Origin of the sequence: Kitasatospora sp. NPDC088861, from assembly GCF_044750105.1 — a bacterium.
GTDB lineage: Bacteria > Actinomycetota > Actinomycetes > Streptomycetales > Streptomycetaceae > Kitasatospora.
This window is the reverse complement of sequence record NZ_JBIVJF010000009.1, coordinates 192,837-206,478: the sequence shown is the minus strand read 5'-3', so window position 1 is coordinate 206,478 and position 13,642 is coordinate 192,837. Positions and strand designations below refer to the sequence as shown.

Annotated in this window: 13 protein-coding genes; 8 read left to right on the top strand and 5 right to left on the bottom strand. The window is 73.2% G+C overall.

Annotated elements, in window-relative coordinates; genetic code table 11:
* Positions 1–41 precede the first annotated feature (41 nt).
* Together ACIP37_RS18430 and ACIP37_RS18425 are read right to left on the bottom strand one after the other, a co-directional pair.
* Complete coding sequence (locus ACIP37_RS18430; protein WP_400807811.1) at positions 42–701, bottom strand: DsbA family protein; 660 nt, start codon at positions 699–701, stop codon at positions 42–44.
* A gap of 16 nt (positions 702–717) precedes the next feature.
* On the bottom strand, positions 718–2,313 hold the full coding sequence (locus tag ACIP37_RS18425; RefSeq protein WP_400807808.1) for an alpha/beta fold hydrolase: 1,596 nt from the start codon (positions 2,311–2,313) through the stop codon (positions 718–720).
* A gap of 262 nt (positions 2,314–2,575) precedes the next feature.
* On the opposite strand from ACIP37_RS18425, the gene ACIP37_RS18420 reads away from it, so the two are divergent.
* The 4 genes from ACIP37_RS18420 (at position 2,576) to ACIP37_RS18405 (ending at position 6,395) form a co-directional block, all read left to right on the top strand.
* Positions 2,576–2,956, top strand: a complete 381-nt coding sequence (locus ACIP37_RS18420; protein ID WP_363585803.1) for a PadR family transcriptional regulator — start codon at positions 2,576–2,578, stop codon at positions 2,954–2,956.
* A complete protein-coding gene (locus ACIP37_RS18415; protein ID WP_363585804.1) occupies positions 2,953–3,558 on the top strand; it encodes an HAAS signaling domain-containing protein in 606 nt (201 codons plus the stop codon). Before ACIP37_RS18420 ends, ACIP37_RS18415 begins: the two co-directional genes overlap by 4 nt.
* 489 nt (positions 3,559–4,047) lie before the next feature.
* Positions 4,048–5,874, top strand: a complete 1,827-nt coding sequence (locus ACIP37_RS18410) for an Ig domain-containing protein (protein WP_400807803.1) — start codon at positions 4,048–4,050, stop codon at positions 5,872–5,874.
* Positions 5,875–5,990: 116 nt separating this feature from the next.
* Positions 5,991–6,395 (top strand): hypothetical protein, encoded by a 405-nt coding sequence (locus ACIP37_RS18405; protein ID WP_400807800.1) that lies wholly within the window; start codon positions 5,991–5,993, stop codon positions 6,393–6,395.
* A gap of 3 nt (positions 6,396–6,398) precedes the next feature.
* Here the strand turns inward: ACIP37_RS18405 and ACIP37_RS18400 are convergent, their stop codons facing one another.
* Positions 6,399–7,319, bottom strand: coding sequence for a polysaccharide lyase (locus ACIP37_RS18400; protein ID WP_363585807.1), 921 nt, complete (start codon positions 7,317–7,319; stop codon positions 6,399–6,401).
* A 309-nt stretch (positions 7,320–7,628) separates the two neighbouring features.
* On the opposite strand from ACIP37_RS18400, the gene ACIP37_RS18395 reads away from it, so the two are divergent.
* Both ACIP37_RS18395 and ACIP37_RS18390 read left to right on the top strand, forming a co-directional pair.
* Positions 7,629–8,000 (top strand): YciI family protein, encoded by a 372-nt coding sequence (locus ACIP37_RS18395; protein WP_350883944.1) that lies wholly within the window; start codon positions 7,629–7,631, stop codon positions 7,998–8,000.
* Positions 7,997–9,217, top strand: a complete 1,221-nt coding sequence (locus ACIP37_RS18390; protein WP_400807795.1) for an RNA polymerase sigma factor — start codon at positions 7,997–7,999, stop codon at positions 9,215–9,217. The genes ACIP37_RS18395 and ACIP37_RS18390 overlap by 4 nt, the downstream gene beginning before the upstream one ends.
* Before the next feature lie 67 nt (positions 9,218–9,284).
* Here ACIP37_RS18390 and ACIP37_RS18385 read toward each other — a convergent pair whose 3' ends face one another.
* Positions 9,285–9,947 carry a DUF6461 domain-containing protein gene (locus ACIP37_RS18385; RefSeq protein WP_363585809.1) on the bottom strand — a complete coding sequence of 221 codons (663 nt, stop codon included), beginning with the start codon at positions 9,945–9,947 and terminating at the stop codon, positions 9,285–9,287.
* Positions 9,948–10,333: 386 nt separating this feature from the next.
* On the opposite strand from ACIP37_RS18385, the gene ACIP37_RS18380 reads away from it, so the two are divergent.
* Positions 10,334–11,683: an erythromycin esterase family protein gene (locus tag ACIP37_RS18380; RefSeq protein WP_363585810.1), complete on the top strand. Its 1,350-nt coding sequence runs from the start codon at positions 10,334–10,336 to the stop codon at positions 11,681–11,683.
* Between the two features lie 37 nt (positions 11,684–11,720).
* On the opposite strand, the gene ACIP37_RS18375 is transcribed toward ACIP37_RS18380, so the two are convergent.
* Positions 11,721–12,170 (bottom strand): MarR family transcriptional regulator, encoded by a 450-nt coding sequence (locus tag ACIP37_RS18375; protein ID WP_363585811.1) that lies wholly within the window; start codon positions 12,168–12,170, stop codon positions 11,721–11,723.
* A gap of 119 nt (positions 12,171–12,289) precedes the next feature.
* Here ACIP37_RS18375 and ACIP37_RS18370 point away from each other — a divergent pair, with 119 nt between their 5' ends.
* Positions 12,290–13,642: an aldehyde dehydrogenase family protein gene (locus ACIP37_RS18370; protein WP_363631721.1), complete on the top strand. Its 1,353-nt coding sequence runs from the start codon at positions 12,290–12,292 to the stop codon at positions 13,640–13,642.

The following is a 13,642-nucleotide window of genomic DNA, read 5'->3' as shown; positions in this document are numbered from 1 at the left end:
GGACGAACCGGTCGGCCCCGGCGCGGGGGCCGGCGGCGCCGTCAGGAGAAGTCGAGCGAGCCGGTCCGGGTCCGCTTGAGCTCGAAGAAGTTCGGGTAGCCGGCCAGCAGCCGCACCCCTTCGAAGACCCGGACGGCGTCCTCGCCGCGCGGGATGGCGCTCAGCACCGGGCCGAAGAAGGCGACGCCGTCGACGTGGATGGTCGGCGTGCCGACCTCCTCGCCGACCGGGTCCATGCCCTCGTGGTGGCTCTTGCGCAGCGCGAGGTCGTACGCCGTGCTGTCGGCCGCGGCGGCGAGTTCCTCCGGCAGTCCGGCCGCGACCAGGGCCTCCCGGATGACGGCGTCGTCGGCGGGCCGGTCCTGGTCGTGCAGGCGGGTGCCGAGTTCGGTGTACAGGTCGCGCAGCACGTGCTCGCCGTGCTGTTCGGCGGCGGCGATGCAGACCCGGACGGGGCCCCAGCCGGTGGTCATCAGGCGCTGGTAGCGCTCGGGCAGGTCGGTGCGGCCCTCGTTGAGGACGGACAGGCTCATCACCCGGAACGTGAGGTCGAGCTCGCGGTGGCGCTCGACCTCCAGGATCCACCGGGAGGTGATCCAGGCGAACGGGCAGATCGGATCGAAGTAGAAATCGACTTTGGTGGTCACGGTGAAAAGCCTAGGCGCCGAGTGGACCGCTTTCCAGGGCCAATCGATCACCATCGTGGTGGGCCACTTCTCAGCTGCAGGTCTTCCCGTCGGCCGGCACGGTGCCGTCCAGCAGGTAGGCGTCCACGGCCTGCTTCAGGCACGGGTCGCCGGTGTTGTAGCCGCCGTGGCCCTCGCCCTGGAGGGTGACGTTGACGCCGACGCCCGGGCCGAGCTGCTGCGCCATCGCGTGGGCGCCCTCGACCGGGGTGGCCGGGTCGCCGGTGGTGCCGACCACCAGGATCGGGGCCGCGCCGGCGGCGGAGACGTCCGGGTGGTCGGCCTTGCCCGGCACCGGCCAGCCGGTGCAGCTCGTCAGGCCCCAGGCGGAGTAGGGACCGAACACCGGGGAGGCGGTGCGGAACTGCGGCAGCTGCTGTTCGACGTCCTGGTCGGAGTAGCGCTGCCGGGCGTCCACGCAGTTGATCGCCCGGTTGGCGGCGCTCAGGTTGGTGTAGCGCCCCTGCGGGTCGCGCCCGAACATCGCGTCGGAGAGCTGGAGCAGTGTGTTGCCGGTGCCCTGCTGCATCGCCTCGGTGAGCCCGGCGGCCAGGACGGGCCAGGTCTCCTCGCTGTACAGGGCCGCGGCGATCCCGGTGACGGCCAGGGTCTCGGTGAGCTGCCGCCCGCTGGTGGTGGGCAGCGGGGACTGCTCCAGCTTCTGCAGCAGCGCCGTGACCGCCGCCGTGCCCTCGACGCCGCCGGCACCCGTCGGGCAGGCGGCGGCCTCCTCGGCGGCGCAGGCCTTCATGAAGTTGTCGAACGCGAGCTGGAAGCCCTGGGCCTGGCCGAGCGCGGCCTGCTGCGGGTCCTTCGTCGGGTCGACGACCGAGTCCAGGACGATCCGGCCGACCTCCTGCGGGAACAGGTGCGCGTAGACGCCGCCGAGCTGGGTGCCGTAGCTGATGCCGAAGTAGAAGAGCTTCTGGTCGCCGAGCACCTGCCGCATCAGGTCGAGGTCGCGGGCGGCGCTCTCGGTGTCCACGTAGGGCAGCACCGGACCGGAGTTGTGCTCGCAGGCGGCGGTGAACTGCGCGTTGCTGGCGTCCAGCGCCTTCACCGCGTCGGGGGTCCCGGGGGTGTTGTCGATTTCCAGGGTGGTGTCCATCGCCTTGTCGTCCAGGCAGCTCACCCCGGCGCTGGCACCGACCCCACGGGGATCGAAGCTCACCAGGTCGTAACGGGCGTTGAGGGAGGCGTAGTCGGCGGCGAGGGCGGGCAGCGTGGCGACGCCGGAGGCGCCGGGGCCGCCGAAGTTGAACAGCAGCGAGCCGATCCGGTGCTTCTCGTCCTTCGCCCGGCTCCGGATCATGGCCAGGTCGATGGTCGGGCCGTCCGGCTTGCCGTGGTCGAGCGGCGCCTTGAGGGTGGCGCACTGCCAGTCACCGGCGGGCGCGGTGCCGCTGCCCTGCGCGGGGCTGGGGGCCGGGCAGGCCTGCCAGTCGAGCCGCTGGGCCGCGAGTCCGGTCGCGGACGCGGCGGGCGAACCGGGCGAACCGGCCGGGGAGGCCGGGGAGGTCGGCGCGGGCTCGACGGCGGAGCGGGCGTCGCCCTGGCAGCCGGCGGCGGAGGCGAGCAGCAGCGCGGCCAGGCCGAAAGCGCCGGCGCCGCGGACGACGGTGTGCATGGAGCGGTCCACCTCTCGGGTTACCGGGCGCGCCCCGGCGGACGGCGGGGCGGCGTGCGCCCCGGCGCTCGGCACGGTCAACGCACCACAGACCCTAGGGGCGGTGGGGCGGTCGCGCCCGTCGGAAGGCCCGGTGGAGGGGCGTGCGCCGGTCCGGCTGCCACCCGCCGTCCGGGTGAGGTGACCCCCGCTCCCGCGGCCCTCGGCGGCGAGCAGCGTCCGGATCGCCCACTACCTGGCGTCGCATGCTATCTTGCATCGCATGGTACCTGGCATCACACACCACGACGGCGACGCCGGTACGGCCGACGGACCGGTGGCGACGCAACTGCGCAAGGGCGTACTGGAGTACTGCGTCCTGGCGCTGCTGCGGGACGGCCCCCGGTACGGGGTGGAGCTGCTGCAGGAGCTCGGCCGGTTCCCGATGCTGGCGACCAGCCAGGGCACCATCTACCCCCTGCTGTCCCGGCTGCGCCGGGCCGGCCTCGCCGACACCTTCCTGCGCGACTCGGCCAGCGGCCCGTCCCGCCGGTACTACACCCTCACCGACACCGGCCGCAGCGCACTGGAGGAGTTCACCACGCTGTGGCCCGCCTTCCGCGAAACCGTCGACCACGTCCTGGCCCCGGGAGAGAACCCGTGAACAACCCCATCGAGCACCCCCTGGTCCGCGCCCACCTGGACGCGGTCGCCCGGTACACCGCCCCGCTGCCCGAGGAGCGCCGCCGCGAACTGCTCGCGGACCTGCGCGAGCACGTCGAGGTCTCGCTCGCCGAGTGCGACCCCGCCGACGAGGCCGCCGTCCGGCGGGTCCTGGAGCAGCTGGGCAGCCCCCGGCAGATCGCCGACGCCGCGCTCGACGAGGAGGGCGGCGCCCGACCGGAGCCGGAGAGCCGCGGCCGCACCGTCCGCACCCTGGTCTTCGCGGTGCTGCCGGTTCCGCTGTCGTTCGTCCCGGTCGTCGGGCCCCCGCTCGCGCTGGCCGCCGCCGTCATCGCCGCGAGCAGGGTCTGGCGGTCCACGCAGTGGAGCCGCCGGGAGAAGCGGCTGGCGGCCCTGCTGCTGCTCTCCCCCGTCCTGGTCACTCCGCTGGCCGGCATCGCCGCCGCCGTCGTGTCCCCGGTCGGCCTGACCGTGGCAGCCGTCCTCGCCGCCTGCGCGGTGGGCTTCTGCCCCGCCCTGCTCGCGGCGTTCTTCCTGGCCCGGTCCGCCGCCCGGCTGCGCAACGCCGCGCTCATGGCCTGAACCGGCTTCATCAATCAACACCGACGTTTCGCCAGCCCCCCCTGGTGATGTTGGAGACCGCCCCCCACATACAAGGGAGGCGGTCTCCACACGTCGGAGGCTCGCGCTTGCGCGCGTGCCTGCCCGGCGACTAACGTCTTACCTGTTTCTCACCATCAAATCCGTTTTTGGCCAAGGCCGTTCATACGGTTAACGGAAACCCGCATACAGTGTGCGGGCTCGGAGAATCCGAACCGCCGCCCCCTCCATCTGGGGGCTTTTCCATTACGCGGGAATCAAGGCAACTCACTTTACCGTCAGGCTCGTTGACCCAGTTCTCCGGCGGCTGCTTTGCTTCTCGGCGGCCGAGGCGGGCCTGTTTCCCCCCGGTGATCCGTTGTGCGGCGGGTCATCCAGGCATTTCCACCGCCTCCGGCCTCTCCCTGTCCTTCGCGACCACCCGTCACCCACCGGTGCCCGGGCGGTCGGCATGAGAGAGGCAACCCTCACATGGGCCGAACCCCCACGTTCCGTCACGCCGGACGGGCGGCGCTCACCGGCGTCGCCGCGCTCGCCCTCGCGGCGGCCGGCTTCACCGCGGCACCCGCCCAGGCGCAGCCCGACGACGCCGCGCACCCCACGGCGTCGGCGAACCACCCGTACCGGCACGGCGCCGTCCCGCTCCGCGGCCAGCAGGCCGCACCGAACGCCACCTCCGCCAACAACCTCAACTACGGTGGCGGGGCGGGCAGTCCGAGCATCGGCGTGACCACCGGACCGGAGCACGTCTACCTGGTGTTCTGGGGCTCCCAGTGGGGCAGCTCCGGCACCGACGCCAACGGCAACACCACGCTCAGCGGCGACGCCAAGGGCATGGCCCCGCGCCTCCAGCAGCTGTTCAAGGGCATCGGCGCAGGCAGCGAACTCTGGTCCGGCGTCATGACGCAGTACTGCGAGGGCGTCACCACCGGCTCCCAGACCTGCCCGGGCAGCTCCGCGCACGTCGCCTACCCCACCGGCGGCGCGCTCGCCGGCGTCTGGGTGGACACCTCCGCCGCGGCGCCCGCCGCCGCGACCGGCAACCAGATCGGCGCCGAGGCGGTCAAGGCGTCCGGCCACTTCGGCAACACCACCGCCGCGGCCAACCGGAACGACCAGTACGTCGTCGTCTCCCCCACCGGCACCACCCCCGACGGCTTCAACACCGCGTCCGGCAACTTCTGCGCCTGGCACGACTACACCGGCGACACCACGCTCACCGGCGGCGCCGTCTCCTCCCCGTACGGCGAACTGGCTTTCACCAACCTGCCGTACGTGACCGACGCGGGCTCCGGCTGCGGCCAGGGCTTCGTCAACGCGGGGACGGCCGGCACCCTGGACGGCGTCACCATCGTCGAGGGCCACGAGTACGCCGAGACCATCACCGACCAGAACCCGGCCGGCGGCTGGACCGACAGCAGCGGCGCCGAGAACGGCGACAAGTGCGCCTGGATCAGCAGCGGCCAGGGCGCGTCGGCGAACGTCGGCTTCACCACCGGCAGCTTCGCCATGCAGTCGACCTGGGCGAACGACTTCAACAGCGGTGCGGGCGGCTGCGAGATGTCCCACCCGATCGTCGGCGGCACGACCGGCAACACCGTCACCGTCACCAACCCTGGCGCCCAGGCCGGCACCACCGGCAAGGCCGTCAGCCTCCAGATCGCGGCGACCGACAGCGCCTCCGGCCAGACCCTCACCTACACGGCGAGCGGCCTGCCGGCCGGCCTGTCCATCTCCGCCTCCGGCCTGATCAGCGGCACCCCGACCACCGCCGGCACGGCGAGCGTCACGGTCACCGCCAAGGACGCCACCGGCGCCTCCGGCTCCGCCGCCTTCGGCTGGACCGTCACCTCCGCGGGCGGCGGCGGCCTCACCAACGGCGGCTTCGAGACCGGCACCCTGAGCGGCTGGACCTCCACCGGCAGCGCCGCCGCCGCCAGCGCCGCCAAGCACACCGGCGGCTACGGCGCGATGCTCGGCTCCACCGGCCCCACCACCACGTCCACGGCCGGCCAGACCTTCACCGCCCCGGCCGGCAGCAGCAAGGTCGCCTTCTGGTACGACGTCACCTGCCCGGACACCATCACCTACGACTGGGCGACCGCCACCCTCAAGGACAACACCACCAACACCACGACCACGGTGCTCGCCAAGACCTGCACCAGCGGCCTCGGCTGGAAGTCCGCCTCCGGCACCGTCACCCCGGGCCACAGCTACACGCTCACCCTCACCAACGTGGACGACAACTACCCGGGCGACCCGACCTACACCTACTACGACGACGTGACCGTCTCCTGACCACCGCTCGTCCACGCCCCTGACGCCGCCGGGGCGGGCCACCACGGCCCGCCCCGGTGACACTGCGCCCGGTGGCACTGCGCCCCGCGCCTCGCACCCCGCGAAGGAGGAGAGCCGTGACCGTGCGAACGCTCGCGGCGGCCGCCCTGCTCGCCCTGGCGGCCGGCTGCTCGTCGAACACCGGCCCCGCCACACCGGGCCCGCCCACCCTGGTGCTCGACGAGCACGCCGACGGCACGACCGTGCCGGTGGCACCCGGCACCGTCATCCGGGTGGAGCTGCACAGCACCTACTGGTCCCCGGCCGCCGGCGACAGCCCGCGGACGCTGCGTCCGACCGCCACCGCGACCACCCCCGCCCCCTCCTGCCGGCCGGGCGGCGGCTGCGGCCGGGTCACCGCAGGCTTCCTCGCCGCCGCCCCCGGCACCGCCCGTCTCTCCGCCCACCGCACCACCTGCGGCGAGGCGCTGGCCTGCCCGCCCGGGCAGCGGGCCTTCACCGTGACGGTGACGGTCGGCTGACGGTCAGTGCTGGACGCCGGAGGACAGCGAGAAGTCCGCGAAGTAGGCGCGCTGGGTGCTCGCCGGGCCCCAGCTGGTGTCGTGGCCACCGTAGAAGGTGGAGAAGAACACGCCGCCGAAGGGGATCCTGCCGATGCCCGAGGCCACCCCGCGCGCCGCGTAGACCTGGCGGCCGTCGTACCAGACGGTGACGTCCCCGGTGCCGCGGTCGACCAGCTGCTCGACGCTGTGCCACGCGCCGTCGGCCTGGAACCGCCAGTCACCGAGCCCCTCGTCCACCCCGTAGCCGGTCGGGCCGGAGTTGGTCGGGGTGTAGAGGTAGACCTCGCCGTTGTCCGGCACGCCCTTGGCGCCGCGCCACATGTAGCGCGTCGACCAGCCCGCGCCGTGGTTGCCGCCCGACTCCTCGCCGATCTTGCCGCCGTACAGCCCGGGCAGTTTCCCCGCCTTGCCCCAGTCCCGGCCGGCCGGGAACTTGAGGGAGTACTTCAGGTCCAGCGTCTCGCCCTGGGCCAGGGCGGACAGGCCCAGGGTGGTCAGATCCGTGTAGAACTGGCCGCCGCCCGGGTTCGGGCAGTCGGTGCACTGGTTGGAGGAGGACCCGGCACCGTAGGTGACCTGGAGCGCCGAGCCGCCCCCGGGAGCGGCCGCGTCGTCGACCGCGCTCAGGTCCGAACCGCCCCACGTCCCCTGGTCGACCGCGCCCCAGGCGTGCTTCCACTGGTCCGTCCCGTAACCGCGGAACTGGCCGGTCCAGGCCGCCTTCCCGCTCGCCACCGCGGCCGGCGCGGCTCCCCTGGCTCCCTCGGACCCCGAGGCGGCCGGCGCGGCGATCGAGGCCGCAGCGGGCGACGTCGACGGGGCGCAGGCGGCCAGGGCGGCGGCGGCGAGCACCGCTCCGAACACACGACGAGTGCTTTTCATGACTGCCCTTCCCGACGGGACCGGCCGGGACGGCCCACCCGCTCCATGTGACGCTCCGCCACCGGGCCACAGTAGCGGCGCCCGAGGTGACGTGACCATCACACTCCCGGGTGACGGCGGGACGATTCCCGGCCCCCGGCCCTCCCGATGCGGGCCATGCGGAGATGTGCGAGGTGCGAGGTGGCGATCCGGCCGCGAAGATTCCTCCGAACGTCCGGCGGAGGACGTCAAGACCGCGGCGACGGCTCCGACCACCGGTCGAGGAGCCCAGCCGGGCCCGCGAACCACGAGGAACACGAGGAGCACGAGATGAAGTTCCTGATCAGCCTGCACATCAACCCGGCCGTGATGGACGCGCTGACCGACGAGGAGAAGGCGGCGATCGGCCACGGCCACGGCGAGTTCATCGAGGCGCTGAAGGCGTCCGGAGAGCTGATCACCACCCAGGCACTGGCCGATCCGGCCCAGGCCGCCGTGGTGACCGTGCGCAACGGCCAGCCGGTGGTGACCGACGGCCCGTTCCTGGAGGCCAAGGAGTACCTGGGCGGCTTCTACCTGATCGACTGCGAGGACAAGGAGCGGGCGATCGCGCTGGCGGCGCTGATCCCGGACACCGCGATCGAGGGCCTGGGGGTCGAGGTGCGGCAGGTGATGTTCGCCGACGGACACTTGGAGGCATGACAGCACCGGACTTCGAGGACCTGCTGCGTGCGCTCACGCCACAGGTCCTCGGCACCTTGGTTCGCCGGTACGGCCGGTTCGAAGGGTGCGAGGACGCCGTCCAGGAGGCCGTCCTCGCCGCCACCGTGCAGTGGCCGTCCGAGGGCATGCCCGACAATCCGCACGGCTGGCTGGTGACCGTCGCCGCCCGGCGGCTCATCGACCAGCTGCGCCGCGACCGCGCGCGCCGCGAACGGGAGTCGGCGACGGCCACCGAGGTGGTGCCGCCGGAGGTGCCGGACACCGACGACACGCTCGTCCTGCTGTTCCTGTGCTGCCATCCGACGCTCACCGCGGCCTCCCGGACCGCCCTGACGCTGCGGGCGGTCGGCGGTCTGACCACCGCCGAGATCGCCCGCGCGTTCCTGGTGCCGGAGGCCACCATGGCGGCCAGGATCAGCCGGGCCAAGCAGCGCATCAGGGCCGCCGGCAGCTCGTTCGCCCTGCCGGACGGCGCGGAGCGCGAGGAACGGCTGCGGGTCGTGCTGCACGTGCTCTACCTGATCTTCAACGAGGGCTACACCGCCACCTCCGGACCGGAGTTGCACCGCCCCGACCTCGCGCACGAGGCGATCCGGTTGACCAGGACGGTGCACGCGCAGCTGCCCGGGGACGACGAGGTCACCGGGCTGCTCGCACTGATGCTGCTGACCCACGCGCGCCGGGAGGCGCGCACCACCCCGGCCGGCGACCTGGTGCCGCTGGACGAGCAGGACCGCAAGGCCTGGGACCGGGCGCTGATCGACGAGGGCGTCGCACTGGTCGAGGCGGCGCTGGCCGGGCCGACCCTGGGGCCCTACCAGTTGCAGGCCGCCATCGCGGCCACGCACGCCGACGCGGCCACCGCCGAGGAGACCAACTGGCCCCAGGTGCACGCCCTCTACCTGATCCTGGAACGGATCGCGCCCAACCCGATGGTCACCCTCAACCGGGCGATCGCGCTCGCCGAGACCGACGGCCCGGCCGCCGGACTGGCCCTGCTGTCCGCCCTGGACGGTGACGGGCGGATGGCCGGGCACCACCGGCTGCTGTCCGTCCGGGCGCACCTGCTGGAGAAGGCCGGCGACCCGACCGGCGCCCACGAGCACTACCGGCGCGCCGCGAAGGCCACCGCCAGCCTCGCCGAGCGGCGCTACCTGGAGGCCCGGGCCGGCCGAACCGGGCCACGCTCCGGCTGATCACGCGTCCGGGACGTCCGGCGCGCGGCCCGGGGCGGGCCCGGGGACGGCCCGGGGACGGCAGGGCTCAACTACCCTGCGGCTCCATCCCCGGTCTGCCCCGCACCGCGTACGCCGGCAGCCGCAGCTCGCCGAGGACGGCCCGGGGCAGGCTCAGCCCGAACCGCCGCCCGACCACGCCGAGGGTGCGGCGGCGGACGGCCGCGGGCGGCTCGCCCCCGGGGCCGCGGGTGATCCCGTCGGGCTCCAGGACGCCCGCGGCGACCAGCTCGGGGACCAGCAGGTCGGGCTCCCGGCCCCAGCGCCAGCGCTCCTCGGCGAGGCCGAACCCGCACAGCACCGCGCCGTCGCGGGCGTAGTCGAGCAGTGCCGGCGGGTGGTCCGGCATCGGGCGGAAGTGGACCACCTCGACCCCGTCGCGCGCTATCTCGGTGAGCCGTTCGCCGCCGGTGGAGTCGCCGTACTCGACCGCGAAGGACCAGTCACCGGACTCGCCGACCCGGATCACGCCGTCGCCGTCGTCGCTCGGGCGGAACACCTCGATGTCGAGGTCCCACACCTCGGTGCCGCTGAGCGGCCCGGCCGCGGCGGCCGGATCGGCGCCCATCCGGCGGGCGAGCTCCTGCGGCGGTATCCCCCGGGCGAACAGGACGCCGTCGACGGAGCACCCGGCGTCCGCGAGCCACCGGATGCCCTCCTCGCCCCCCGCCCCTTCGGTACCGCCCGTCATGACGCCCCCTCACCTCGCGCCGACCCGCGTGGCCGGGCCGCCGGTCCGCACCCTAACGGACGCCACTGACACTGATAGTGGTAACCGGGTCTCCGGTGGTCGTGGCTCTGCCACTGACTGACGCCCTGCTGGGCTGTCCTCCGGTTGTTCCGTCCGGCTGCCGGGGCCCGTTCCCAAGGCCCCGGCCGGGCGGAGCATGACCTTATAGGAGCCTGGCCAGAGGCCCCCTCAGTGTCCTGTCTGCCCCACCCGGCGGAGCCCGCATCGACGCAGGTCGGGGGTTATCCCCCCGAGGAACCCGGCGGTCGGCCCCAGCGCGCCGCACCCCCGCCGCGAACGATGATCTTCTCACCGAGCTTTCGGGACAAGGAAACTGAGGAGAGATCGTGACCACGGCGAACAAGCGAACGGTCGGCCGACGCGGACTGATCGCGGTGACGGTGGCAGCCGCCGGCACCGCCCTGCTGGCCCCGGTGGCCTCCGCCGCCCCTGCGGCGGACGGCCAACGGAGCACGGTGGTCCGCGCGTTGGAGCGGTCCGCGCACCCGCTGCGGTCGACCGAGCCCGGCGGCAGCACCAGCGACCTGCGGGCGCTCGGCGCGATGGTCGGGGACGCCAAGGTGGTGGGCCTCGGCGAGGCCACGCACGGCTCGCACGAGTTCTTCACCATGAAGCAGCGGGTCTTCCGCTACCTGGTCCAGGAGAAGGGCTTCACCACCTTCGCCCTGGAGATGAGCTGGTCGGCGGGCCTGAAGATCGACAAGTTCCTCCAGGACGGCAAGGGCGACGCCCGGCAGATCGTCAAGGACGAGCTGGGCCAATCACCTTGGGAGCGCCAGGAGTTCGTGGACCTGATCAGCTGGATGCGCGAGTACAACCGCCAGCACCCGGAGCGCCCGGTCCACTTCATGGGCGACGACGTCGGCGCCCCCAAGCTCGGCGAGGAGGTCTTCGCCCGGGTCGACGCCTACCTGCGCAAGGCCGACCCCGCGGCCCTGGCGCGCGTGGACGGGCTGTACGCGGGCCTGCGCCCGCTCGACGACACCGTCGGCTACCTGAAGCGGCCGGTGGCCGAGCGGAAGGAGAACGCCGCCAAGGCGCAGCAGGCGCTGGACCTGGTCACCGCCGCCAGGGGCAACGGCGGCGAGGAGTACGACTGGGCCGTGCAGCACGCCCGCATCATCGCCCAGACCTTCGCCTTCGCCACCTTCGAACTCACCGACCCGGCCTCGGTGAACGCCGCGGAGGTCATCCGCGACCAGGCCATGGCCGACAACACCGCGTGGTGGCAGCGCCACACCGGCGACCGGATGCTGCTCTCGGCCCACAACGGGCACGTCGGCTACCTGGCCAGCGATCCCGAGATGTACCCCAAGACGCAGGGCTCGATCCTGCGCGACACCTTCGGCCCGGAGTACCTGAACATCGGGTTCACCTTCGACCGGGGCTCCTTCCTCACCATGGGCGCCGCCCTCGGCACCGACTGGGAGAAGAACACCGTGCCCGCGGCCACGCCCGGCATGAACGAGTACACCCTGGACCAGGTCCGCCGCCAGGACTACTACGTCGACCTGCGCACCGCCCCGCGCGTGGTCCGCGACTGGCTGGACACCGCCCGCCCCGTCTACGAGGCCGGGTCCACGTTCACGAAGGACCCGCTGCCCTCCGTCGCCCTCGGACGGGCCCACGACGTCCTCGTCCACCTCCACCAGGTCCACGAGGCCGAGAAGCTCTGACCGGGCTCCGGCCCCGCCTCGGATCGGCGGCCCGGCCTCAGGCCGGCGGGGTCGCCGTCTCGGGGAACGCCCGGTCCAGCAGCGCGCCCAGGGCGGCCCGGTCCTGGCCGGAGAGCTGTTCCAGCGCGGTCAGGCCGGACATCAGGTCGGCCCGGATCAGCCGGACGGTCTGCTCGCCCCGGTCGGTCAGGGCGATGCTCTTGACCCGGCGGTCGGCGGGGTCGGGCTCGCGGCGGACCAGGTCGCGGCCCTCCAGCCGGTCGACGATGCCGGTGACGTTGGAGGCGTCACAGGACAGCAGACCGGCGAGGGCGCGCATGGAGCGCGGCCGGGTGAGCAGGCTGAGGGTCTTGCCCTGCATCAGGGTCAGCCCGTGCCCGGCCGCGGCGGAGGCGAAGTGGCGGTAGTAGGCCGCGGCCACCCGGGCGAGCTGATCCATCAGCTCGCCCGGCGTGGCCGGTGGGTCCGGGTGGGGGTTCTGGTGCACGGTGTCGAGCATAGGCACATTGCTTGACATCCTCAACCATTGAGGTTTACCGTCCAAGAATGCTTGAGGTCATAAACCATCGACGACCTCAAGGCAGCTGGAAGGACCGCGAGACCCTCATGAACCACACCCCCGCCGCCACCCCGGAAGCCGCTTCCGAAGCCACCCCGGAGACCGCCGCCGCCACGGTCACCCGCCTGCGCGCCGCCTTCGACACCGGCCGGACCAAGCCGCTCGCCTGGCGCCAGGCCCAGCTGGCAGCACTGCGCTCGCTGCTCACCGAGCAGTCCGAGGCGTTCCTCCAGGCCCTGCACGAGGACCTCGGCAAGAGCACCGCCGAGGCCTACCGCACCGAGATCGGCTTCACGCTCAACGAGCTCGACCACACCGTCACCCACCTGGAGCAGTGGCTGCGGCCGAAGCCCGCCGCCGTGCCCGAGTTCTTCCAGCCCGCCGCGGCCCGCGTGGTGCGCGACCCGCTCGGCGTGGTCCTGATCATCGCGCCCTGGAACTACCCGCTCCAGCTCGCCCTGTCCCCGCTGGTCGGCGCACTGGCCGCCGGGAACGCGGCCGTCCTCAAGCCCAGCGAGCTCGCCCCCGCGACCTCCGCCGCGCTCGCCCGACTGCTCCCGCGCTACCTCGACCCGGCGGCCGTCGCGGTCGTCGAAGGCGCCGTCCCGGAGACCACCGCGCTGCTGGAGCAGCGCTTCGACCACATCTTCTACACCGGCAACGGCGCCGTCGGCCGGATCGTCATGGCAGCCGCCGCCCGGCACCTCACCCCGGTCACCCTGGAACTCGGCGGCAAGAGCCCGGTGGTGGTCGAACCCGGCGTCGACCTCGCGGTCACCGCCCGGCGGATCGCCCGGGGCAAGTTCCTCAACGCCGGCCAGACCTGCGTCGCCCCCGACTACGTCCTCGCCATCGGCGAGAGCGCGCCCGCGCTGGAGGCACACCTCGCCGACGCCGTCCGGGAGCTGTACGGCGACGACCCGGCGACCGGCGGCGAGTACGGCCGGATCGTCAACGAGCGCCACTTCGACCGGCTCACCGCGCTGCTCGGCGACGGTCGGACCGTCACCGGCGGCACCCACGACCGCGCCGACCGCTACCTCGCCCCGACCGTCCTCGCCGACGTCTCCCCCGAGGCCCCCGTGATGCGGGCGGAGATCTTCGGCCCGATCCTCCCCGTCGTCTCCGTGCCCGACCTCGACGCGGCGATCGCCTTCATCAACGAGCGCGACAAGCCGCTCGCCCTCTACGCCTTCACCGAGTCCGCGCACACCAAGCAGCGGCTGACCGAGGAGACCTCCTCCGGCGCGCTCTCCTTCGGACTGCCGGTCTCCCACCTCGCCATGCCCGAGCTGCCGTTCGGCGGCGTCGGCGAGAGCGGCATGGGCCGCTACCACGGCGAGTACTCCCTCGACACCTTCAGCCACGCCAAGGCCGTCGTCGACAAGCCCCTCGCCTGA